This window comes from Marinobacter salsuginis, assembly GCF_009617755.1.
Taxonomy (GTDB): Bacteria; Pseudomonadota; Gammaproteobacteria; order Pseudomonadales; family Oleiphilaceae; genus Marinobacter; species Marinobacter salsuginis.
Genome location: NZ_BGZH01000001.1, coordinates 2,254,246 through 2,276,371, shown reverse-complemented (window position 1 = coordinate 2,276,371; position 22,126 = coordinate 2,254,246). Strand labels below are relative to the sequence as shown.

The 22,126-nt window shown below is 59.0% G+C and carries 20 protein-coding genes; 8 read left to right on the top strand and 12 right to left on the bottom strand.

Annotation, left to right across the window (positions count from 1 at the left end):
- Positions 1 to 157: 157 nt before the first annotated feature.
- The gene (locus tag GJU83_RS10315) at positions 158 to 1,327 is read left to right on the top strand and encodes an acyl-CoA dehydrogenase (protein WP_069182602.1); all 1,170 of its coding nucleotides are present in this window, start codon (positions 158 to 160) and stop codon (positions 1,325 to 1,327) included.
- A gap of 80 nt (positions 1,328 to 1,407) precedes the next feature.
- On the opposite strand, the gene oadA is transcribed toward GJU83_RS10315, so the two are convergent.
- The 5 genes from oadA to GJU83_RS10290 form a co-directional block, all read right to left on the bottom strand.
- Entirely contained in the window at positions 1,408 to 3,207 is a 1,800-nt protein-coding gene (gene oadA / locus GJU83_RS10310) for a sodium-extruding oxaloacetate decarboxylase subunit alpha (RefSeq protein WP_153634257.1), read from the bottom strand.
- A 21-nt stretch (positions 3,208 to 3,228) separates the two neighbouring features.
- Complete coding sequence (locus GJU83_RS10305) at positions 3,229 to 4,650, bottom strand: acetyl-CoA carboxylase biotin carboxylase subunit (RefSeq protein WP_069182600.1); 1,422 nt, start codon at positions 4,648 to 4,650, stop codon at positions 3,229 to 3,231.
- A gap of 80 nt (positions 4,651 to 4,730) precedes the next feature.
- A complete protein-coding gene (locus tag GJU83_RS10300) occupies positions 4,731 to 5,042 on the bottom strand; it encodes a hypothetical protein (RefSeq protein ID WP_153634256.1) in 312 nt (103 codons plus the stop codon).
- Between the two features lie 157 nt (positions 5,043 to 5,199).
- A complete protein-coding gene (locus GJU83_RS10295; RefSeq protein WP_153634255.1) occupies positions 5,200 to 5,799 on the bottom strand; it encodes a CBS domain-containing protein in 600 nt (199 codons plus the stop codon).
- Positions 5,800 to 5,871: 72 nt separating this feature from the next.
- Positions 5,872 to 6,198, bottom strand: a complete 327-nt coding sequence (locus GJU83_RS10290; RefSeq protein ID WP_153634254.1) for a hypothetical protein — start codon at positions 6,196 to 6,198, stop codon at positions 5,872 to 5,874.
- Between the two features lie 297 nt (positions 6,199 to 6,495).
- Here GJU83_RS10290 and GJU83_RS10285 point away from each other — a divergent pair, with 297 nt between their 5' ends.
- From GJU83_RS10285 to GJU83_RS10275, 3 genes are all read left to right on the top strand, one after another.
- A complete protein-coding gene (locus GJU83_RS10285) occupies positions 6,496 to 7,692 on the top strand; it encodes an acyl-CoA dehydrogenase family protein (protein WP_153634253.1) in 1,197 nt (398 codons plus the stop codon).
- A 10-nt stretch (positions 7,693 to 7,702) separates the two neighbouring features.
- Positions 7,703 to 8,845, top strand: coding sequence for an acyl-CoA dehydrogenase family protein (locus tag GJU83_RS10280; RefSeq protein WP_153634252.1), 1,143 nt, complete (start codon positions 7,703 to 7,705; stop codon positions 8,843 to 8,845).
- Between the two features lie 117 nt (positions 8,846 to 8,962).
- Positions 8,963 to 9,418, top strand: coding sequence for a MaoC family dehydratase (locus GJU83_RS10275; protein ID WP_153634251.1), 456 nt, complete (start codon positions 8,963 to 8,965; stop codon positions 9,416 to 9,418).
- 48 nt (positions 9,419 to 9,466) lie between these two features.
- Here the strand turns inward: GJU83_RS10275 and GJU83_RS10270 are convergent, their stop codons facing one another.
- From GJU83_RS10270 to GJU83_RS10250, 5 genes are read right to left on the bottom strand one after another with little or no spacing between them, the layout of a single operon-like run.
- Positions 9,467 to 11,131 (bottom strand): long-chain fatty acid--CoA ligase, encoded by a 1,665-nt coding sequence (locus GJU83_RS10270; RefSeq protein WP_069182593.1) that lies wholly within the window; start codon positions 11,129 to 11,131, stop codon positions 9,467 to 9,469.
- 54 nt (positions 11,132 to 11,185) lie between these two features.
- Positions 11,186 to 12,244 (bottom strand): phosphotransferase, encoded by a 1,059-nt coding sequence (locus GJU83_RS10265; protein ID WP_153634250.1) that lies wholly within the window; start codon positions 12,242 to 12,244, stop codon positions 11,186 to 11,188.
- Positions 12,245 to 12,263: 19 nt separating this feature from the next.
- Positions 12,264 to 13,031: an SDR family NAD(P)-dependent oxidoreductase gene (locus tag GJU83_RS10260; protein ID WP_136631206.1), complete on the bottom strand. Its 768-nt coding sequence runs from the start codon at positions 13,029 to 13,031 to the stop codon at positions 12,264 to 12,266.
- Positions 13,032 to 13,054: 23 nt separating this feature from the next.
- Entirely contained in the window at positions 13,055 to 14,257 is a 1,203-nt protein-coding gene (locus GJU83_RS10255; protein ID WP_136631205.1) for an acyl-CoA dehydrogenase family protein, read from the bottom strand.
- Between the two features lie 56 nt (positions 14,258 to 14,313).
- Positions 14,314 to 14,754 (bottom strand): PaaI family thioesterase, encoded by a 441-nt coding sequence (locus tag GJU83_RS10250; protein WP_153634249.1) that lies wholly within the window; start codon positions 14,752 to 14,754, stop codon positions 14,314 to 14,316.
- A gap of 430 nt (positions 14,755 to 15,184) precedes the next feature.
- On the opposite strand from GJU83_RS10250, the gene dctP reads away from it, so the two are divergent.
- From dctP to GJU83_RS10230, 4 genes are all read left to right on the top strand, one after another.
- Positions 15,185 to 16,231: a TRAP transporter substrate-binding protein DctP gene (gene dctP / locus GJU83_RS10245; RefSeq protein ID WP_069182587.1), complete on the top strand. Its 1,047-nt coding sequence runs from the start codon at positions 15,185 to 15,187 to the stop codon at positions 16,229 to 16,231.
- Between the two features lie 94 nt (positions 16,232 to 16,325).
- A complete protein-coding gene (locus GJU83_RS10240; RefSeq protein WP_153634439.1) occupies positions 16,326 to 16,865 on the top strand; it encodes a TRAP transporter small permease subunit in 540 nt (179 codons plus the stop codon).
- Positions 16,862 to 18,172 carry a TRAP transporter large permease gene (locus tag GJU83_RS10235; RefSeq protein WP_153634248.1) on the top strand — a complete coding sequence of 437 codons (1,311 nt, stop codon included), beginning with the start codon at positions 16,862 to 16,864 and terminating at the stop codon, positions 18,170 to 18,172. The genes GJU83_RS10240 and GJU83_RS10235 overlap by 4 nt, the downstream gene beginning before the upstream one ends.
- A gap of 99 nt (positions 18,173 to 18,271) precedes the next feature.
- Complete coding sequence (locus tag GJU83_RS10230) at positions 18,272 to 18,865, top strand: hypothetical protein (RefSeq protein ID WP_069182585.1); 594 nt, start codon at positions 18,272 to 18,274, stop codon at positions 18,863 to 18,865.
- A 92-nt stretch (positions 18,866 to 18,957) separates the two neighbouring features.
- Here GJU83_RS10230 and GJU83_RS10225 read toward each other — a convergent pair whose 3' ends face one another.
- On the bottom strand, positions 18,958 to 20,355 hold the full coding sequence (locus GJU83_RS10225) for a sodium-dependent transporter (protein ID WP_153634247.1): 1,398 nt from the start codon (positions 20,353 to 20,355) through the stop codon (positions 18,958 to 18,960).
- Positions 20,356 to 20,521: 166 nt separating this feature from the next.
- Positions 20,522 to 22,096 (bottom strand): methyl-accepting chemotaxis protein, encoded by a 1,575-nt coding sequence (locus tag GJU83_RS10220; protein ID WP_153634246.1) that lies wholly within the window; start codon positions 22,094 to 22,096, stop codon positions 20,522 to 20,524.
- Positions 22,097 to 22,126: the final 30 nt, after the last annotated feature.

Sequence of the window (22,126 nt, the reverse complement as noted above, 5' to 3'; positions counted from 1 at the left end):
CACTGCTTGCATTTCCATAACACCCGGATTAGTCTTTCAGAATCAAATTACAAAACTATGTTCCGCTTAATGAAACACGGGTAACACAAAGATAGCACAGATTGGTCCCTCGCCCCTAGCGTCGGACTTTCGATATTCGCTTTCAGGAGAGTACACAATGGCTTCCGCACCCTGGAATGATTTGCTCGATTTCGACGGTCAACTGGACGAAACGGAGCGTCAGGTCCGAGACAGCATCCGCAGCTTCTGTGATGAGCAACTGATGCCCGGTATCACCGAGGCCAACCGGCACGAAAAGTTCGACCGCTCCATCTTCAACCAGATGGGGGAACTCGGCATGCTGGGCGCGACCCTGCCTGAAGAGTACGGTGGCCCGGGGCTGAACCATGTCTGCTACGGCCTGATCGCGCGGGAAGTGGAACGGGTGGATTCAGCCTACCGCTCGGCCCTGAGCGTTCAATCCTCTCTGGTCATGTATCCGATCTATTCCTACGGCAAGGAAGCGATGAAAAAGCGCATCCTGCCCAAGCTGGCTTCCGGCGAGTACGTCGGCTGTTTCGGCCTGACCGAGCCCAATCACGGGTCCGACCCCGGCGGCATGGAAACCCGGGCCAAGAAAGTGGACGGCGGCTACCTGCTGAGCGGTTCCAAAACCTGGATCACCAACTCCCCGATTGCCGATGTCTGCGTGGTCTGGGCCAAGCTGGACGGCAAGGTAAACGGGTTTGTGATCGAGCGTGAGGGCGCCAAGGGCCTCGACACCCCGAAGATTGAAGGCAAGTTTTCCCTGCGGGCCTCGGAAACCGGCTCCATCTTTATGGACGAGGTGTTCGTTCCGGAGGAGAACCACCTCGAGGTGGAAGGCCTGAAAGGCCCGTTCAGTTGCCTTAACAAGGCCCGTTTCGGCATTAGCTGGGGTTCACTGGGCGCGGCTGAATTCTGCTGGCACGCGGCCCGGAACTACACCCTGGAGCGGGTGCAGTTCGGCAAACCCCTGGCCGCCAACCAGCTGATACAGAAGAAGCTGGTAGATATGCAGACCGAAATCACCATTGGCCTGCAGGCCGCACTGCAACTGGGCCGCATGATGGATGCCGGCACCGTGACGCCGGATGCCATCTCGCTGCTCAAGCGCAACAACTGTGGCAAGGCGCTGGATATTGCCCGCGTTGCCCGCGACATGCATGGCGGCAACGGCATTTCCGACGAGTACCACGTGATTCGCCATGTGATGAACCTGGAAGCCGTGAACACCTATGAAGGCACTCACGATGTCCACGCGCTTATCCTGGGCCGTGGCCAGACCGGTATCGCAGCGTTCAGCTGATTCCTGCTCCAGCCGACTGACACGCAATAAAAAAGCCCCTCATCATGAGGGGCTTTTTTGGGTTCGGCAGACGTTGTTCCTTATTCGATATCCACCAGCACTTCGCCGGGAACAACCCGGTCTCCCTTCTTGATGGCGACGCTCTGCACGGCGCCAGAGATGGTAGCCTTCACCTCGGTTTCCATCTTCATGGCCTCGATGATCAGCACCGGGTCGCCAGCCTGAACCTCGTCGCCCTCCTTCACCAGCACATCCACGATGTTGCCCGGCATGCTCGTGGTCACGTGACCTTCCTTGGTGGCGGTCGCCCGGCCACCGCTGGAGCGGGCGCCCTCGCCATCTTCTCCCAATGACGCAAGGTGAATTTCCTCCGGCACGCCATCAACGGTCATGTAGAAACGACGCTCATTCTCTCCGGAGGGGTTGGCGCCGGTGACGTGGATATCGTAGCTCTCGCCATGAACCGTGATCTTGAATTTGCTGGAGACAGCACCGCCTGATGAACCGGTGGAGATCGGTTCCAGGGGTTCCGGCTGCAGCGTACCGTTCCGGCGTTGTTCAAGATACGCCTTGGCCTGATCCGGGAACATGGCGTAGGTAAGGACATCCTCCTCGCTGGTGGCCAGATCGCCCACCTGTTTGCGCAGCTCGTCCAGCTCCCGGGGAATCAGGTTGGCAGGGCGCTCTTCGATCAGCTCTTCCTTGCCCACGGCGCGCTGCTGGAGCGATTTGTCGACCGGCGCCGGCGCCTGGCCGTACCAGCCCTGGAGGTATTTCTTCACCTCGTTGGTGATGGACTCGTAGCGCTTGCCCGCCAGCACGTTGATCACCGCCTGGGTACCCACAATCTGGGAGGTGGGTGTGACCAGGGGCGGGTAACCGAGGTCCTTGCGTACCCGTGGAATTTCCTCGAAGACGTCCTGGATACGATCCAGCGCACCCTGTTCCTTCAGCTGGTTAGCCAGGTTGGACATCATTCCGCCAGGTACCTGGGACAGGAGCACCGAGGTATCAACACCGTTATAGGCGCTCTCGAACTGGTGGTATTTCTTGCGCACTTCCCGGAAGTGGCGTGTGGCCTTGTCCAGAAGCTCCAGGTTCAGGCCGGTTTCCAGGCCGGCATCGTGCAGTGCCGCCACCAGGGATTCCGTGGGCGGATGGCTGGTGCCGCCGGCAAAGGCCGACAGGGCGGTATCAATATGGTCAACGCCGGCTTCCATGGCCGCCCACTGGCACATGGGCGCCATGCCCGAAGTAGCGTGGGAGTGCAGGAATACCGGTAAATCCAGGGTCTGCTTCAGTTTTCCGACCAGCTCGGCGGTTACCGCCGGCGTCAGGAGCCCTGCCATGTCCTTGATCGCGATACTGTCCGCACCCATGTCGGCCATGGCCTTGGCCTGATCCAGATAGGCATCGGTGCTGTGCACCGGGCTGACGGTGTAGCAGATGGTGCCCTGGGCGTGCTTTCCGGCCTTCTTGACCGCCTTGATGCTGGTCTCCAGATTGCGCACATCGTTCAGGGCATCAAAAACGCGGAACACATCCATGCCATTTTCGGCGGCCTTGGCCACGAACGCCTCGACCACGTCGTCACCATAATGGCGATACCCAAGCAGGTTCTGGCCGCGCAGCAACATCTGCAGGCGGGTGTTGGGCAGGGCCTTTCTCAAAGTCCGCAGGCGCTCCCAGGGATCTTCCTTCAGAAAACGTACACAGGCGTCGAACGTGGCGCCGCCCCAGCACTCCAGGGACCAGTAACCAGCCTGGTCCAGCCACTCGCAGGCCGGGAGCATGTCTTCGGTACGCATGCGGGTGGCTATCAGAGACTGGTGGGCGTCCCTGAGAATAACGTCGGTAATATGAATCTTGCGCTTGGTCATTGGGATCTCTCCGATGTTCTTTTACAGGCCCGCCTGCGCCGCGATGGCTGCGGCAATGGCTGTGGCGATGGATTCCGGGCGGGTTTTGCTGCTGTACTCAAGCAACTGGGGGTTGCGTTCAACAAAGCCGGTATTGAAGTCGGCGGCCTGGAAATCCGGATGCTCGAGAATCTGTTTGTAATAAGGAATGGTGGTCTGGACGCCATAGATGCCCATATCCCCGAGGGCACGTCGGGAGCGGGCAATCAGCTCGTCCCAATCCATGGCCCAGACAATCAGCTTGGCGCACATGGAGTCGTAATAAGGAGGAATCTCGTAACCGGTGTACATATTGGCATCGGTACGCACGCCCGGGCCGCCGGCTGAATAGTAGCGGCTGATGCGGCCAAAACTCGGCAGAAAGCCGTTCTTCGGATCCTCGGCGTTGATACGGAACTGGGCCGCGAATCCCCGGTAGGAGATGTCTTCCTGCCTGAGGCCCAGCGGTTCTCCGGCCGCGATCCGGATCTGGGCCTTGATGATATCCACCCCGGTGATTTCCTCGGTGATGGTGTGTTCCACCTGCACCCGGGTGTTCATTTCCATGAAGTAGAAACTGCCGTCATGGTCCAGCAGGAACTCAACGGTGCCGGCATTCACATACCCGCACTGCTTCGCCACCCGCTTGGCCAGATCACCGATGTATTCGCGCTGGCTTTCCTCCAGTTGCGGCGACGGCGCCAGCTCAATCAGTTTCTGGTTGCGGCGCTGAATGGAGCAATCCCGCTCGTACAGGTGGACAACGTTGCCGTGGGTATCGGCCAGAATCTGTACCTCGATGTGACGGGGCTCGATGATGCATTTCTCGAGAAACACCTCGGCACTACCAAACGCTTTGGTGGCCTCGGAGATTACCCGCTCGTAGTTCTGCCGAAGCTCCTTTTCGTTGTCGCAGCGGCGGATACCCCGGCCGCCCCCGCCGGAGGTGGCCTTCAGCATCACCGGGTAGCCGATCTCCTCGGCCTGGGCTACGGCATCTTCCACATCTTCAAGATTGCCTTCCGATCCGGGAGTCACCGGCACGCCCGCAGCAACGGCGGTCTGGCGCGCCTGAGTCTTGTCACCCATGGATGAAATCGCGTTCGCAGAAGGCCCCACAAAGGTGATGCCCCGCTGCTCGCAGATAGCTGCAAGCTCGGCATTCTCGGACAGAAATCCGTAACCGGGATGCAGGGCATCGCAGCCGGTTTCCACTGCCATATTCACAATATGGTGGGGGTTCAGGTAACCCGACAGAGGGTCCTTGCTGATCTGATAGGCTTCGTCGGCTTTCTTGACGTGCAGGGAGTACTCGTCGGCCTCCGAATGAATGGCAACTGAGCGTATACCCAGTTCACTGCAGGCCCGGGCAATCCTGACCGCAATCTCTCCGCGATTGGCGATCAGCAGCTTCCGTATAGCCATGGAAAATCCTCCAGGTGATGGAAGTCGTTTAAGTCGAAAGGTTGTTGCTAAGGGCAGGAATGCCCTCTGGACTTGGGGGCTCAGGTAGCAGGTGGCGCCTGCGGCAAGACCGGAAAACTGGCGCAATGGACCAGTCCCGAGAAGCCTTTGATACCTGAAAGAATGCCGTTCTGGTGAAGACTGAAACCCTGTGAGTGGTTGCCATCAGAGAGCCCGCCCTCCAGACCTCCGTCGCTTGTGACATCCGACAATAGCGGGCACAAACCCGACTCACAGAACAGGGGAGCAGGGTTGGCGTCAGAGGCATAGGCAGGCAGTGAAATCAGGCCCAATGCCAGAATCATCAAGAGGCTTAGAACTCGCATCCGGCATTTTTGTTGGGCGTCCTGCATGGGCGTCCTTTGGTGTGACTAAAGTCGTAGAGAGTGTCACGTGATTACCGCATCGGTTCAATACGGTTTTCTGGGCCAGAAACATCGATTTTTTCGATGCTATTGCTGAAAACAACGTGTCTCCGGCGCCTCATTTGCGCCGGAGACATCAACCAGGTCAGAAGCCGCCTTTCACCACATGGACAATCTCATAGAACTTGGTTGCCCGGTGATCCAGGTCGATGGCGAGATCCAGTCGCTGCAACAGCTCCTCTGCACAAACCAGCCCGCGCAGAAAGGAACGTGAAGGCTGACGCCTGTCGTCATCCAGCACAAGCAGATACCCCTCATGGACTTCACGGAATGTGCTCACCAGATCTCCCACGGTTGCCGCGCGCAAATCCCGATAATGAATAGCCGGCAACTCACTTATCGGGCGCATGATATCCCGCACTCGAACGTCCTTCAGGGGGACGCCTTGTCGATTGGCGACACTCATGGCCTTCTCTCCATTCACATCCTCGATGGCCAGAATCCCCAGGCAATCGCCCGCCTGGTTTTCCACTACTTTAAAGGACGTGTCGGCGAGCCTCATCCACAGCCTCGCCTCGGACACGGACATATCGGAACTCAAGACGGACAATCTATGCTCAGCGAAATCCCTCAGCAGGTGAACGGCCGAATCGTCGCTTCCGATGTGGGACTGGGGTTTTGCGGTAGGCAGCGCGCCGGTCCGCGCCAGATCCTGAACTGGCAATGCGTTGAATACACTGTTCATGACAAACCTCGTGAATCTGAATTCAGGTTGGAGACCCCTGCGTCTGCAGGGACAAATCCGCAATGGTCAGAGTTAAACGAGACTGGGAGGGCCCTGAGGTAGCGCCGGATAGCTCAGCAGCCGGAACGGTGGCTGGATAAAGTCGAGGCTGGCCGAGTAGACGGCCCTTCTGTCCCCTGCAGGGAACAGAAGGGGCGAGGTGATCGAGAAAGATGCATCTGGCGACGAAGGGTCGCTTGTCCCATCCACTGAAATCAGCGTGGGGGCAAAGTGATCGTCCAGTTGGGGATCCAGTGCCGGATGCGACGTTCCATTGAGAAACACCACAAGCAGGCCTGTCACCAGCAATGCCAGCAGGCTGAACTTCAGGGTGCTTCTGTTAACGGAACAACTCGCCATAATTGGTGTCTGCGCTGATAGCGGAAAGGCACTTGCTCATACAAACATATAGCCTTTCAGGCCGGATGCAAGCTCAACTCCGGGTTAAAACTCCGCAATGTAATACGGGGTTCAGAGTGCATGGACAGCGAAAGACTTTTCGGTAAGCCCTGGATTTTACTTCCTCACCGAATACCATGTTTCGCCTAGCGGTACACACTTTTGCATTTATATTGACATGTACCGCTCTTATCTCCGAATATGTAGATATTCTGCCACGCGGTATATGTTTTCGCTTTGAAGCAAGAGAGGCTATTCATGAACTTGAATTACACTACCGAGGAGCTCGCCTTCCGTGATGAGGTCCGCGCGTTCCTGGATGAAAAGCTGCCGGGGGATATCTCCGCCAAGGTAAAAGGGTTCCGCCGGCTGTCCAAGGAGGACCACCAGCGCTGGCAGAAAATACTCAGCGAGCAGGGCTGGTACGCCACTCACTGGCCGGAAGAATACGGCGGTGTAAATTGGAGCCCGGTTCAGAAGCACATCTGGGATGAGGAATCCTCTCGTTATGGGGCGCCCCGTTCCGTGCCTTTCGGCGTCAACATGGTGGCGCCGGTGATTATCAAGTTTGGAACCGAAGAACAGAAGCAGAGGTACCTGCCAAGAATCCTCAGCGGCGAAGACTGGTGGTGTCAGGGCTACTCCGAGCCGGGCGCCGGTTCGGACCTGGCCTCACTCAAGACCCGGGCCGTGCGCGAGGGCGACCACTACATTGTGAATGGCCAGAAAACCTGGACCACCCTGGGCCAGCACGCCAACATGATTTTCTGCCTCGTTCGCACAAACACCGAAGTGAAGGCCCAGGAGGGCATCTCCTTCCTGCTGATCGACATGAACACCCCGGGCATTACCGTGCGCCCGATCATCACTCTGGACGGCGAGCACGAAGTCAACGAAGTGTTCTTCGAGGACGTGAAGGTTCCTGTAGAAAACCTGGTGGGCGAGGAAGACAAGGGCTGGACCTACGCCAAGTACCTGCTCACATACGAGCGAACCGGCCTGGCCGGCATTGGCATTTCCAAGGCTGCGCTGCAGCACCTGAAGGAGCTGGCAACCCGCAGGATCAAAAATGGTCGCCCGCTGATTGAGGATCCTTCATTCAGCCAGCGCATTGCCCAGGTTGAGATTGACCTGATGGCTGCGGGAATCAGCAACCTGCGGATCATCGCGTCCGTGGAGGGCGGCGGCATGCCGGGAGCGGAAAGCTCCATGCTGAAAGTCCGCGGCACCGAGATTCGCCAGACCATCAACGATCTGGCTCGCCGGGCCATTGGCCCTTACGCCATTCCCTTCGTGGAAGAGGAACTGAACCTGGATTACGAGGGCGACTTCCTGTCGGACGAAAACGCCGCGCCGGTTACTCCCCAGTACTTTAACAACCGCAAGCTGTCGATTTTCGGCGGGTCCAACGAGATCCAGAAGAACATCGTGTCGAAAATGATTCTCGGGCTTTAAGGAGGCGACCATGGATTTCCGACTGAATGAAGAGCAGCAGATGCTGCAGGACACCGTGGCCCGCCTGGTACGCGGTGAATACAGTTTTGAAAAGCGCCTTGAGTTCAGCGAATCGGAGCTGGGCTTCAGCGCCGATTTCTGGAAACAGCTGGGTGAGCTGGGCCTGACCGCCGTGCCCTTCCCGGAAGAGCTGGGGGGCTTTGGCGGAACCGGTGTTGAAGTACAGAGCGTGATGACCGAGTTGGGCCGCGGCCTTTGCGTTGAGCCCTATCTACAATCGGTGGTTCTGGGCGGCGGGCTGATCAGCCAGGCCGGCAACAGCGAACAACAGGAACGGTGGCTTGGCGGCATTGCCAGCGGTGAGCTTCGCGCTGCTGTTGGACTTCAGGAGGCCCAGAGCTTTTACAACCTGAACGATGTGGAAACCCGCGCCGAGAAGTCCGGTGACGGTTACCTGCTGAATGGTCGCAAGGCGGTCGTGATCGGCGGGCATTGTGCCGACGTGCTGGTGGTATCTGCCCGAACTTCCGGTGACAGCCGCGATGCCGATGGCATCAGCCTGTTCCTGATTCCGGCTGACGCCGAAGGCCTCGAGCGCCGGACTTATCCGACGATTGACGGTTCCAAAGGCTGTGACCTGTTCCTGAACAACGTTCAGCTGGGTCCCGAAGCCCTGCTCGGCGAGGAAGGCAAAGCTGCCGAAGTGATTGAATACCAGACCGGACGCGCCATTTCCGCCCTGTGCGGTGAAGCCGTAGGCGCCATGGAAGTGGCCTGTGACCTGACTCTGGAGTATCTCAAGCAGCGCAAGCAGTTCGGCGTGCCCATCGGCAAATTCCAGGTGCTTCAGCATCGGATGGTGGACATGATGTCCGAGCTGGAACAGGCCCGCTCCATGGCCATCCTGGCGGCTAGCGTCGCCGACGAGCCCCAGAGCGACGAACGCCGTCGAATCCTGGCCGCCGCCAAGAACGTGATCGGCCGCAGCGGCCAGTTCATCTCCGAACAGGGCGTCCAATCCCACGGCGGTATCGGCATGACCTGGGAGTACAACTTCGCCCACTACGCCAAGCGCCTGGTGATGATCAATCATCAGCTCGGCGATGACGATTTCCACCTGGAGGCTTACGCCACTCTTTTACAGGCAAGCTAGAATCCCCTCATCAGTGAGCCTGGGGCCTTGTCATTTTGAGGCCTTTTTGAGGGGTGGTCGCCAGACCACCCCTTTTTTAATCCGGAGGCGGACAACGGTTATCACCAGGGAGCGCTCATGAAAGAGATACATCTTACGGAACTGGCAGGTCTGGCGGGGCAACTGGAGAGCCACAGCCCCTGGCTCACCATCACCCAGGAGATGGTCGATGCCTTTGCCGATGTGACCGGTGATCACCAGTGGATTCACATTGATGTTGAGCGGGCCAGGCGCGAATCACCCTGGAAAAGCCCCATCGCCCATGGGTATCTCACGGTCTCGCTCATCTCGAAACTGAACCCCCAGGCAATACGAGTGATCGGGCCGTCCGCCACCATCAATTACGGATTGAACCGGCTGCGCTTCCCATCGGCGGTGAAAGTCGGCTCGGACATTCGTACCCGCGTGGAACTACTCTCTGTTGATCAGGTGGATGATCAGCGCCAGCTAGCCACCTACAAGACCACTATTGAGATCCGGGGTGAAGACAGGCCTGCCTGTGTGGCAGAGACTCTGATGATGTATGTTGCCTGACGGGCCCGGATCGGCGGGAGCCCGAACGAGGCTCGACTCTCCGCCTGTTCAGGCATTCTGCTTCCATTCCTCTTCCTGCAGGGCCCGCCACATCAGCTTGCCAGTAGGGGATTTCGGCAGTGCCTCCACAAACTCCACAATGGTCGGTATCTTGTAGGCCGCCATCTGCTCACGGCACCAGTTGATGATGTCTTCTGCCGAGGTTTTTCCCTCCGCCTCGGATGTCAGGACAATGCAGGCCTTGACCGTTTCACCCCGTTTCGGGTCTGGTGCAGAGATGATGCAGACTTCGTGGATGGCCGGGTGCCGGTACATCAGACCCTCCACCTCGGAGGGCCAGACCTTGAAACCGGACGCGTTGATCATGCGCTTGACCCGATCCACCATGAAGAAATAGCCGTCCTCGTCGTAGTAGCCGAGATCCCCGGTACGGAAGAAACGCTTGCCGTCGATCTCCACGAACGCGGCTTCGGTTTCCGCCGGCCGGTTCCAGTACCCGATGGTGACCTGCGGGCCAGACGATACAATTTCACCGGTTTCACCGGGGCCCTTTTCCTCCAGGGTATCCACATCGATGATCCGGCTGTCCACATCGAAAACAGGGATACCCAGGCACTGGGCCTTGGGTTGCTTCACCGGGTTAATGTGCGTGGCGGCCATGGTCTCGGACAAGCCATAGCCCTCGATATAATCGAGACCCGTCATGGTTTTCAGTTTTTCCGCCACCGCCGCCGGCATCGCGGCCCCTCCACCGCCGATGGTATTCAGGCTGCTGAGGTCGTACTGGCCGATGTCCGGATTCGACAGGAAGTCCACCGCCATGGTCACGATGTTGGTCCAGCCCGTGACCCGGTAGCGCTCGATCAGCCGGGCCGCCGTGGTGCGGTCCCAGCGTGTCATGATCACCGACGTCGAACCGCTGTAAATGGGACTGTTCATTGAGCCGGTCATGCCGGTTACATGAAAGAACGGGAGCGTGGACAGTTGCACCGTATCCGGTGTGCTCAGGTTCCAGAAGGCACGGTGCATCGCCGTTGCCATGACCGAGCGATGGGTATGCATACAGCCCTTGGGCGCACCGGTCGTACCCGAGCTGTAGGGGATGACGGCCAGATCGGCAGGTCCAGCCGTGTGGGCTGACGGCTCGTACCCGGCCGCCAGGGCAGCCTCCCAGGTCACCACACCCCGTACACCCCGGGACCAGACCGGGGCCGCAACTTCCGCCGGAAGATCGAGATCGGTATCCGGTTTGATGTAGCTGCTGTAGGAGGCCACCACAACCTGCTTCAGATCCGTTTCCGGCAACAGAGGAATGATGAAGTCCGCCAGCTCCTGGCCGGCCAGGCAGATTGAGGCTCCCGTGTCGGCAATAAAATGCTCGAGCTCGGCGGCACGGTTCATCGGATTGACCGGAATCACCACGGCGTCTGCCCTCAGGATGGCGTAGTAGGCGATCACGTACTGCGGCGAGTTCTGCATGTAGAGCAGCACCCGATCCCCCTTCCCGACGCCCTGTGACTGCAGGTAGCCCGCCATGGTTTCCACTTCCGACAGAAGACGTCGGTAGGTAAGGGGCGCATCGTAGAAGATGATCGCGTTATGGTCCGGGTAGCGGAGCGCAGATATTTCCAGGTTCCTGAAAACACTGGTTTCCGGCAGGGTCATGGTCTTGGGCAGTTCTCGGGGCCAGACCTTGAAATGGCGTGTGAACATGCGTGTTGCTCTCCAGGGTTCAGTCAGTCGGCCACAGGTGCAGCCAGCTATTATTCATTGGTGCTCGCTGGCAATCTGCCAGCCGATGTCCGCCAACAGGCTGGCCCGCCTGCCGACATTCAGCGCGTTGGCATTGGCGGCGTTACCGTCCAGCGCCCGCTTGTAGACCCCCTGCAGGATCGCAGCCAGCCGAAACAGGGAAAACGCCAGGAACACGTGCCAGTCATCAATACCGTCGCGCCCGGTCTGCGCGCAGTAGCGGGCGATCGTCGTCTGTTCATCGGGAATACCCAATGCCTCCAGATCCTCTCCCTGCAAACCGCGCATGCCTTCCATATCGGAGGGCAGATAGTACGGCAGGCAGAAGTAGGCCAGATCCGCCAGCGGATGGCCCAGCGTCGACAGCTCCCAATCGAGGATCCCGATCACCTCGGGCTTGTCCGGCGCCAGCATGAGGTTGCCGAACCGGTAGTCGCCGTGGGCGATGGCGGTTTCGTCCGCGGCCGGAATATTCTCCGGCAACCAGGCCATGAGCTTGTCCATGGCGGGCAGCTCGTCCGTCTTCGAAGCCAGATACTGCTTGCTCCACCGGGCTACCTGTCGTGCCACGTAACCTTCCGGACGGCCGTAATCTCCGAGGCCGATCGCGTTCACGTCCACCGAGTGCAGGGTCGCCAGCGTATCGACGGCCGAGCGGTGGGCCAGCAGGCGGTCCTCCCGGACCAGGTCAGGCAATGCCGAATGACTGATGATCCGGCCCTGCAGAAAGTCCATGACATAGAACGGTGTCCCGACAACGGCGCTGTCTTCGCACAGCACCCTCACCCTGGGAACCGGGACCCCGGTGTGGTCTGCCAAGGCCTTCATAACCCGGTATTCGCGCTCCACCATATGGGCCGAGGGAAGGGTTTTCCCGGGCGGCTTCTTGCGCAGGACGTATTGCCCGCCATCGGTATCCAGCAGGAACGTCGGGTTGGACTGTCCACCCTGGAACTGCCGAACGTCCAGTCGCTCACCCACCTCGGGCAGTTCTGCCTGAAGCCAGGCCAGCAGCCGCTCCTCGTCAAACCTGTGTGCCGGTAAAACGTCTACCAGCTCTGGTGCTGTTGTCATAGCGTCTCTATAGAGTCCGTTAACAAATGGTCTCGCCACCATCGGCAACGATGACCTGTCCGGTGATGTACGCACTCGCCCTGGTGGACAGGAACACGGCCAGGCCGGCGATATCGACCGGATCACCGATCCGGCGCAGCGGGGTCTTGTCCTCCGCCCGCTTCACCCGAACCGGATCTTCCCAGAGGGCCTTGGCGAAGTCGGTCTTGATCAGGCCCGGGGCGATGCTGTTAACGCGGATCCCTTTTGGCCCCCACTCCACCGCCAGGTTGCGGGCCAGGGCCGCCTCGGCGGCTTTCGACACCCCGTAGGTTCCGATGGTGGTGTTTCCCCGAAGGCCGGCAATGCTGGACAGCAGAACCACCGCCCCTTCACCCTTCTCCGCCATCTGGGGCAGGACCATGTTGGTGAGCCAGAAGGTGCCCTTCACGTTGGTGTCCATGATCTTGTCCCAGGCCTCATCGGTCATCTCCGCCGTGGTGCCGTAAACGGGGTTCGTGGCCGCGTTGCACACCAGCACGTCGATCGGGCCCCAGGCTTCGTTGGTCCGGTCGACCAGATTCTGCAAATCGTCTTTCCGGCCCACATGGCAGGGCACGGCCATGGCTTCGAAGCCCTGCGCTTTCAGTTCGGCAGCCACCTGCTCGCAGGCGTCCGCCTTGCGGCTGGAAATCACCACCCGGGCGCCAAGACGGGCCATTTCCTCGGCGATAGCGCGGCCAATGCCCTTGGTTGAGCCGGTAATGACAGCGACCTTGCCGGTCATATCAAACAACGAATTGGTCATGGTTCGATCCTCATGCCGGTGAATCAGCGGTACTGCCGGAGTTCCATCTTGGCCACGGAGTCCAAATGCACCTCATCCGGACCGTCCGCCAGCCGCAGCGTCCGTACCTTGGCCCAGGCTGACGCCAGGAAGGTGTCCTGGCTGACACCGGCACCGCCGTGAACCTGGATGGCCCGGTCGAGTACCTTCAGCGCCATACTCGGTGCGATCACCTTGATCATGGCAATCTCCTGGCGCGCCACCTTGTTGCCCACGGTGTCCATCATGTGCGCCGCCTTAAGAGTCATCAGGCGCGCCTGCTCGATTTCGATGCGGCTGCGGGCGATGTCCTTGCGGATGGAATCGAAACTCGACAGCGGCTTGCCGAAGGCCTCTCGCTCGCCGGCACGCCGACACATCAACTCCAGGGCCCGTTCGGCAACACCGATGGTGCGCATACAGTGATGGATCCGGCCCGGCCCGAGCCGGCCCTGTGCAATCTCAAAACCCCGGCCCTCGCCGAGCAGGATATTGCTGGCCGGTACCCGCACGTTGTCGTAGTGAATCTCGGCGTGGCCATGGGGCGCGTGGTCGTAGCCAAACACGGTCAGCGGTCGGATCATCTTCACACCCGGCGTATCCAGGGGCACCAGAATCATCGACTGCTGCTTGTGTTTCTCGGCGGTAGGGTCGGTTTTGCCCATGACAATGGCAATTTTCGATGTCGTAGTCATGGCGCCGGAGGACCACCACTTCCGGCCATTGATCACATACTCATCACCCTCGCGGCGGATTTCACAGGCGATGTTGGTAGCATCGGACGAAGCCACATCGGGCTCGGTCATCGAGAAGCAGGAACGGATTTCCCCGGCCAACAGCGGCTTGAGCCACTGTTCCTGCTGTTCGGCGTTGCCAAAGCGGGCAATGGTTTCCATGTTGCCGGTATCGGGTGCGGAACAGTTGAACACTTCCGGTGCCATCTCCGAGCGCCCCATGATTTCGCACAGGTGTGCGTATTCGTAATTACTCAGCCCGGCACCGTAGTCGCTCTCGGGAAGAAAGAGGTTCCAGAGGCCCTCGGCCTTTGCTTTCGCTTTCAGTTCTTCGATGATCGGAACCGGAGCCCAGCGGTTCTCGGCCTGCGCGATCTGCTCGTGATGCAGGTGCTCGTTGGGATAGATGTGCTCATCCATGAAGGCCCTGAGCTTCGATTGAAGCGCTTTCGCTTTATCAGACAGATCGAACATGTCCGCTTCCTCTTGTTGGTATTGGTTCTTCGGCCATCGAACTGCCAGGCCGGCCGTTAGATCGGAACACCCTCTGGCTTGTCGCTGCCAGAGCGGATACGAAAGGTGCCCTCGCCAATGGCCAGCAGGTTGCCTTTGTCGTCATGCACTTCGCCGGTGCTGTTGAAGATCCGGCGCCCCCCGGCGCGTTTTCTGCCGGTTACCCGAATCACTCCCTCGGAACACTGGCCGGTAAACGTGGTGGTAAGCGACAGGGTGACTGCCTTGCGCATCCGGCCAGGAAAGGGACAGTAGGTTCCGGCCTGTGCCATGGCTATGTCCAACAGCGACGTCAGCACACCACCATGGATAACGCCGCCAAGATTCAGATGCACGGGCCGAAGCTCAAGCTCGATGACCGCTTCATTTTCCTCCCAGGACGCCTGACGGTAGCCAAGCAGACTGTGAAAACCGGGCAGATCCTGCCCGTGGGTAATGTGGCGGCTTTCCTCATTCATCAGACATTCATTCCAGATGGGCCAGGCGGCTAATGTTGTCTTTGTAGTTCTGTTGTTTTTGTAATTTGTCACGCCTTACGGTTTTGAGTCAATATATTTGAAAGGTTGTTTCATCTAGCAAAACACAATAGAGAAAGATCGACGAAAAATGAAAAGTGCAACGAGTAGCGGGCGGAACTTTTTGGCTATCAAAGCCGCTTACAGCCTTCCATGATCAGGCGTCAGGCGCTGATGTCGCAGGTCCGCGACGGTGAAAACGGTTCTTTTGAGCTACTCTTCGACCACGCGCAGCTGCAAATCGGAACGACAAACATCCTATTGCAAAGCCCGAATGATGTGATAGATTCAGAGAATACAATTCACCCTGCAGTTGTGAGTTCTGCACAGTGAAACAAGGCAAAGCCACTACAACAATCAACGAGGCAAGCTCATGAAACTCTTTGCTACTGCTCGCAAGACTCTGACGGTGTATGCGTCAGCCTTTACCCTCGGTATTACCGCCGCGCTCTCGGCAGCACCCGCTGCGGCCCAGGACACCTTCACCTGGAAGGTTCAGTCCCACTGGCCCGGATCCAGCAGCTCCTACACTGACAGCCTTGGCCGCATCAAACGAGTGCTCGAAGAGCGCACCGATGGCCGCCTGAAACTGCAACTTTACGAGGCCGGCGCACTGTTCAAGGCCACGGACACCTTCAACGCGGTGAGTCGTGGCATCCTGGAAATGGGCACCATTTCCCCGGCCTATGCCCAGGACAAGGTCTCACTCGCGGGCATTGCCTCCGGTCTGCCGTTCGCGTTCCGTAATGTCTGGGAAGCCGCCTATTTCCACCAGAACCTGGGGTTCGAGCAGATGCTCCGTGACGAAGCCGCAGAGCACGGCGTTTACTGGGCGACCGACAAGGTCTACCCGACCGAAATGGTGGTCAAGGAACCCATTGAAAGCGTGGAAGACTTCAACAGCCTGAAGATCCGCTCCTCCGGCGCCCTGCAAACCTTCCTGACCGAGGCTGGCGCCGCGGCATCCTACATTCCCGGCAGTGAACTCTACTCGGCACTGGATTCCGGCATTGTCGACGGTGCCCACTGGGGTGCGGCCCAGGGCGCCTATAGCATGGGCCTGTATGAAGTGGCCAAACACCACGTTCAGCCTGCCCTGAACATTGCCGGCACCGACGTGATCATCGTCAGCCAGAAGGCTCTGGACAAGCTGCCGGAAGACATGCAGAAGATCGTCAAGGACGCCCTCAACGAACAGTTCTGGATCCGCACCAACGAATACCAGTACAAAGAGCGCATCACCCTGGCCAAGGCTATCGAAGAGCAGGGTGTGCAACTGAATGTTCTGCCGGACGAAGTCCAGGACAAACTGGTCGCCACCGCCCAGGCCATGTGGGATGAGGAAGGCAAGCGCAGCGAGAACGCCAAGAAGGCACTCGACATGCTGAAAGGTTACCTGGCCGACCTCGGCTATCTCTGATCGACCAGTGTTCTGACCAGGGCCGGGGTCTTCGACTCCGGCCTTTCTTTCCCCGAACCAAACCAGCATCCCGTGGGAGATTGCCGTGAGTGTGATGATCGCCGCATTCATGAGGGGGGTTACCCGTCTCAATGATTTTATCGGCCGGTGGGTGGCCCTCCTCATTTTCGCGATGTTCGTGTTCCTGCTTCTGGAAGTTGGCTTCCGTTATCTGCTCAACTCCCCCACGGTCTGGACCAACGAGCTGACCCAGATGCTTTTCGGCATCTACGCGGTGATGTCTGGCGGCTACATCATGGCCCATCGGGGCCACGTAAATGTGGATCTGTTGCATTCGCACCTGAAGCCCCGCAAGCGCGCGGCCCTGGACATCGTTACCTCCCTGGTCTTTTTCATTTTCACGCTTGCCCTGCTGTGGTTCGGGATCGACATGGCGCAGGAATCCATGTCCAGCTGGGAAACCTCCTATTCGGCGTGGAATCCCCCCATCTGGCCGGTGAAGCTGGCCATTCCCGTCGGCACCGCTCTGCTGGTTCTGCAGGGACTGGTCAAACTGCTTGAAGACATCGCCGTGGCCTTTAACCTGGATTACTACACGCCCGAAGAAGCCGAGTCTGAAGGAGATCAGCTGTGAGCATTGAAGCCCTGACTCTCCTGTTTTTCGGTTCGCTGCTGTTTTTCCTGCTGCTAGGCCTGCCGCTGGCATTTGTTCTCGGTGGCGTATCGGTGGTGTTCTTGTATTTCACCTGGGGCTTCGACTCTTTCTATATGGTGGCCTCGCAGATCTGGGGCACCATGGAAAGCTTCACCCTGGTTGCCATCCCTCTGTTCGTCTTCATGGCCATGATTCTGGAGCGTACCGGTGTCGCCCGGGATCTTTACCGGATGATGCATCTCTGGTGCGGTGGCCTTAGAGGCGGATTGGCTCTGGGCACTCTTGGGATCTGTGCGGTGTTTGCTGCCATGGTGGGCATCAGCGGTGCTGCAGTGGTGGCCATGGGCACCATCGCCCTGCCGTCGATGCTGGAACGGGGCTATGACAAAAACATGGCCCTGGGCGTGATCAATACCGGCGGTGGCTGGGGCATATTGATTCCGCCCAGTATCCTGATGATCCTGTACGCGCTGATCACCGGCGTTTCCGTCGGCCAGATGTTTGCTGCCGGCATTATGCCGGGCATTCTGCTGATGGTGCTGACCGCCATCTACATCCTTGTGCGTTGCCACCTGCAGCCGGACCTGGCGCCGGCGCTGCCCAAGGAAGAGCGAGGCACCTGGCCAGAGAAATTGCGGGCTCTGCGAGCCGTGCTGCTACCTATCGGCGTTGTCGTCATGGTTCTGGGCTCGATTATCGGCGGTATCACCACCCCGACCGAAGCCGCTGCCATGGGCGTTCTGGGCGCGCTCATCTCAGCGGCCGTCTACAAACAGTTCAAGTGGAGCATCCTGAAGGAGGCGGCTATCCGCACCTTCAAGCTCACCGGCATGATCATGTGGATCCTGTTTGCCGCCCATGCCTTCAGCGCAGCCTACCAGAGCATGGGCGCCCAGGAACTGATCGAAGGCCTGATGAACATGGTGCCCGGCGGGCCCTGGGGCATCATCATCGCCATGATGGTAATTGTGTTCCTGCTGGCCATGGTGCTGGACCCCGTGGGTATTATGCTGATCACCCTGCCGGTGTTCATGCCGATCGTGGAATCCCTCGGTTTCGATCCGATCTGGTTCGGCATCCTGTTCGTGATCAACATGGAAATCGGCTACATGACGCCACCCTTCGGCTTCAACCTGTTCTATCTCAAGGGCATCGTGCCGCCGTCGATCACCATGAAGGATATCTACAAGTCGATCATTCCCTTCGTGATTGTGGAAATCATCGGCATCATCCTGATCATGATCTTCCCGGAAATTGCCACCTGGCTGCCGGAGTTGTTGTTCTGAAGCTGACATAACAGCACAGTTGCCAGACAAAGCGGGTAAGCGCTAATCTCGTGGGACTTCCGGACAAAGGAACCGGAAGCCCACACAAGGAGAACAGCCATGCATAACCCGCAACGACAGCCGATGCTGGTGTTGAACAGCATTATCCTCACAGCCGTTTTTTTTCTGCTTCCACTACTCCCTACCGAAAGCCACGCCGACACCCTGTCCGACCAGAAAGTGGCTTCGTTTATCGAAAGCGTTCGGGCAGCACAAACACTGGCTCCGGAGTTTGAGGAGCTGGAGCGTCAGATGGACAACCAGAACGAGAGCACCATGCCGGATTTCTCCCGGATCGTGTCGGACTCCCTGGAGCAGATGAAAGGCCATGAAGCCTATGGCCGCCTGGAAGACGTGGTGCAGGATCACGGCTTCGACAGCCTGGAATCCTGGGGTGCCACGGGCGACCGTGTTTTCCAGGCCTGGATGGCCATCGAAATGGCAGAGCAGAATCCTGCAGCGAGACGAGAGATGGAGGCCGCGCTGGCCGAGATGGAAAACAGCCCGCACATGACGGCCGAACAGAAAGCCCAGATGCGCGCCATGATGGAGAGTGCGATGGGTGCCATGCAGAGCGCGAGCAATGCTCCGGCGGAAGATATCGAGGCGGTGCGCCCCCACGTGGAGGCACTCAGACAGTTAGGCGAAGAGTAAAAAGCTCCCCTGAAAACAAAAAGCCCGGCAAGTCACACTGCCGGGCTTTTTCATTGCCATGTTGCATTAAACCGTAAAGCTGATCCCTCGGGTCAGGACATCAGGTTGTAGACAAACACGATGGCAACGGCGAGGGGCGTGACAAACCGGATAAGGTTGTACCAGAGGGTAAAGGCGCCACCCTCCAGGGCCAGATCCGTTTTCAGAGACTCCTTCGCCACGAACCAGCCCACAAACACCGCCGTCAGCAGACCAGAGAGCGGCAGCAGCACGTTCGCGGTGAAGAAGTCCAGCAGGTCAAAGATGGTCTTGCCTTCAAAGCGCTCGAACATGGCCAGCGGGGCCACATCGGACCAGACGTTGAGCGACAGAATCGAGGCGATACCCAGCGCCCAGCAAAGCACCCCAACCAGAACGGCGCTGCCCGTGCGGGCCAGGCTGGTCTTTTCCTCAACCCACTCAACCACCGGCTCCAGCAGGGAAATACCGGAAGTCCAGGCGGCGAACAGCAGCAGAATGAAGAACAGGGTACCAAACAGACCACCCATCGGCATGTTTCCGAAGGCCAGCGGCAGGGTCTGGAAGATCAGCCCAGGGCCGGCACCGGCTTCCAGGCCATTGGCAAACACCACAGGGAAAATGGCCAGGCCGGCCAGGAGCGCGACGACGGTATCCATGATGGCCACGCTCACCGCGGTGCGACCGATGGAGACGTCCCGGCCCAGATAGGAACCGTAGGCCATCATGATGGCCATACCCAGGCTGAGGGTGAAGAAGGCGTGGCCAAGGGCAATCAACACCCCGTTGAAGGTCAGGGCGCCAAAATTTGGTGTGAACAGGAAGCTGACGGCCTCGCCAAAATGACCCGTCGTGGTGGCATAGCCAACGGCTAACAGAAGGAGAATAAACAGGGCCGGCATGAGGATGGTAACGGCCCGCTCAAGACCGCCTTTCAGCCCCTGGGAAACCACAAGGATCACCAGCGCCATAAAGACGGTGTGCCAGAGCAGCAACTGACCCGGGCTGGCCAGCAGGCCACCGAACAACTCACCAATGGAATCTGCGGTACCGCCGGTGAAGTCACCCATGGCGGCATGCCCCACGTAGGACGCAGCCCAGCCACCAATCACCGAATAAAAGGAGAGGATCACGAAGGCCGCAATCATCCCGATGATGGCCGAAATCCGCCAGCCCGGGGCGCTGAGATTGCGCTCGGCCACCAGACGCATACTGGTGATGGGGTTATGGCGGCCATTCCGGCCGATAAACACTTCCGCCATCATGATGGGAATACCGATTACGGCGATACACAGCAGGTAAACCAGTACAAAGGCGCCACCACCGTTTTCGCCGGTAACGTAGGGAAACTTCCAGATATTACCGAGACCAACGGCCGAACCGGTTGCCGCCAGAATAAACGCCAACCGGGAGGACCAGAGACCGCGGGTGGCCCCTGAACCGTTGCCCGAAACCGAGTTGGACTGAGTCATGTTGTGTTCCTGTGCTTTCAGCTGAGGAATGGCTTTAAAAAGGGCGAGCCACGGACTTGCCGCGGCAATTGGGGCGGGATTCTGCCAGCACTGACGCTGTGATGCCAGTGCTGGCGAGCTCCCGAGCCGGCTGGGTTCCGGCGTGGGGCAAGGAAGATAAAGCTAACTAGCCGTTTTTGCTGATAAACCTGCTAATCAGGTCTTTCAGGCCACGGGACATAGTGCTGAGCCGGTCACTGCTCTGCTTGGCAGAGTCGGCCTGGGCGTCACTGTGATCGGCCAACTCGGCAATGTTGGTGATCTGGCGATTGATCTCGTCCGACACCTGACTCTGCTCTTCAAAGGCCGCAGACATACTGATAAAGCTGTCGGAAATGGTCTCGATCGAGGTCACGATATCCTTCAGGGAGCTCTCCGCCTCCCGCACTTTCTCAAGCCCCTGACCTGCCACGGCTTCGCCGTCGCGGGTTGCCTGGACCGCGGAATCCACCTGCTGGCGGAAGTCGTCGATCACATTCTGGATCCGTACAGTGGATTCCCGGGTCCGACGGGCCAGGGAGCGCACTTCATCCGCGACCACCGCAAAACCGCGGCCCTGTTCACCGGCACGCGCCGCTTCGATAGCCGCGTTCAGTGCCAGAAGGTTGGTCTGCTCGGCAATCTCGGAAATCAGGTTGGCGGCCTCACCGATGCTGTTGGTGGACTCACCCAGCTTGCTGATTGTCGAACCAATGCCATTTACGCGGGTGACCAGCTCCTCAATAGCCACCAGTGCCTCGGCGCTCCGGTCGCTGCCCACACCCGCCAGGCGATTAGCCTCCTCGGCTTCACGGGCGTTGCTGGTTACCGACTCCGCCACTTCCTGGATCGAGGCGGTCATCTCATTGATGGCCGAAGCGGTCTGGTCAGTTTCAGCCCGCTGCCGGGCGATCGCCGCCGCCCCATCGCTGATATATCCGTGGGAAGCACGTGCCTGCTCGTAGAGCAGTTCTGCCTGATCATCAATCCGTGCCAGTGCAGTACGAACCCTGGCCTCCTCACTGACCAGCATCAGCGACACCTGTGAGAACAGCCCCCGCTCGTCACTGTAGGTGCGGGCGACAATGGGATCGCGGAAGGCATCGGGGCGAAGATCCAGTAGCCTGCGTAAACGGGCAGCCAGGGAACTGAACACCAGGCCAAATCCAAGGCCATGACCGATCACAATCAAACCCGCTGCCAGCCAGGGCTGGTTGAGCTGAAGCGCTCCCAGGCTCAAAACCAGAGAAACCAGGAATGGCCAGCCGGAGCGAAGCATGGACAAGGCACGGTTGCTGAACGATGAGGTCATCTTTCCGGCAGAGATCTTGGCATACAGCCGCTCGGCACGGGCAATCTGATCGCGGGTGGGCTCGACCCGCACGGATTCGTAGCCCACCATCTGGCCGTTCTCACGGATCGGCGTAACGTAAGCGCTGACCCAGTAGTGGTCACCACTCTTTGCCCGGTTCTTGACCACACCCATCCAGGCCTTGCCGGCCTTGAGGTAATCCCACATGTCCTTGAACACAGCCTGGGGCATGTCAGGATGACGGATGATGTTGTGGGCCTGACCGATCAGCTCCTCCCTTGAGAAACCGCTGATTTCCTCAAACTCGTCATTGCAGTAGGTGATAACGCCCTTCAAATCCGTGGTGCTGATCAACCGCCCGCCTTTTCGCATCTTGATTTCACGCTGGGTTACCGGGAGATTCTTACGCATAAACGGACCTTCTGACTCGAAGCTGACCAA

Excerpts from the sequence above, each read along its gene's own strand:
- GJU83_RS10315 (WP_069182602.1), top strand. The coding sequence starts at position 158 with ATGGCTTCCGCACCCTGGAATGATTTGCTCGATTTCGACGGTCAACTG.
- oadA (WP_153634257.1), bottom strand. The coding sequence starts at position 3,207 with ATGACCAAGCGCAAGATTCATATTACCGACGTTATTCTCAGGGACGCC.
- GJU83_RS10305 (WP_069182600.1), bottom strand. The coding sequence starts at position 4,650 with ATGGCTATACGGAAGCTGCTGATCGCCAATCGCGGAGAGATTGCGGTC.
- GJU83_RS10300 (WP_153634256.1), bottom strand. The coding sequence starts at position 5,042 with ATGCAGGACGCCCAACAAAAATGCCGGATGCGAGTTCTAAGCCTCTTG.
- GJU83_RS10295 (WP_153634255.1), bottom strand. The coding sequence starts at position 5,799 with ATGAACAGTGTATTCAACGCATTGCCAGTTCAGGATCTGGCGCGGACC.
- GJU83_RS10290 (WP_153634254.1), bottom strand. The coding sequence starts at position 6,198 with ATGGCGAGTTGTTCCGTTAACAGAAGCACCCTGAAGTTCAGCCTGCTG.
- GJU83_RS10285 (WP_153634253.1), top strand. The coding sequence starts at position 6,496 with ATGAACTTGAATTACACTACCGAGGAGCTCGCCTTCCGTGATGAGGTC.
- GJU83_RS10280 (WP_153634252.1), top strand. The coding sequence starts at position 7,703 with ATGGATTTCCGACTGAATGAAGAGCAGCAGATGCTGCAGGACACCGTG.
- GJU83_RS10275 (WP_153634251.1), top strand. The coding sequence starts at position 8,963 with ATGAAAGAGATACATCTTACGGAACTGGCAGGTCTGGCGGGGCAACTG.
- GJU83_RS10270 (WP_069182593.1), bottom strand. The coding sequence starts at position 11,131 with ATGTTCACACGCCATTTCAAGGTCTGGCCCCGAGAACTGCCCAAGACC.
- GJU83_RS10265 (WP_153634250.1), bottom strand. The coding sequence starts at position 12,244 with ATGACAACAGCACCAGAGCTGGTAGACGTTTTACCGGCACACAGGTTT.
- GJU83_RS10260 (WP_136631206.1), bottom strand. The coding sequence starts at position 13,031 with ATGACCAATTCGTTGTTTGATATGACCGGCAAGGTCGCTGTCATTACC.
- GJU83_RS10255 (WP_136631205.1), bottom strand. The coding sequence starts at position 14,257 with ATGTTCGATCTGTCTGATAAAGCGAAAGCGCTTCAATCGAAGCTCAGG.
- GJU83_RS10250 (WP_153634249.1), bottom strand. The coding sequence starts at position 14,754 with ATGAATGAGGAAAGCCGCCACATTACCCACGGGCAGGATCTGCCCGGT.
- dctP (WP_069182587.1), top strand. The coding sequence starts at position 15,185 with ATGAAACTCTTTGCTACTGCTCGCAAGACTCTGACGGTGTATGCGTCA.
- GJU83_RS10240 (WP_153634439.1), top strand. The coding sequence starts at position 16,326 with ATGATCGCCGCATTCATGAGGGGGGTTACCCGTCTCAATGATTTTATC.
- GJU83_RS10230 (WP_069182585.1), top strand. The coding sequence starts at position 18,272 with ATGCATAACCCGCAACGACAGCCGATGCTGGTGTTGAACAGCATTATC.
- GJU83_RS10225 (WP_153634247.1), bottom strand. The coding sequence starts at position 20,355 with ATGACTCAGTCCAACTCGGTTTCGGGCAACGGTTCAGGGGCCACCCGC.
- GJU83_RS10220 (WP_153634246.1), bottom strand. The coding sequence starts at position 22,096 with ATGCGTAAGAATCTCCCGGTAACCCAGCGTGAAATCAAGATGCGAAAA.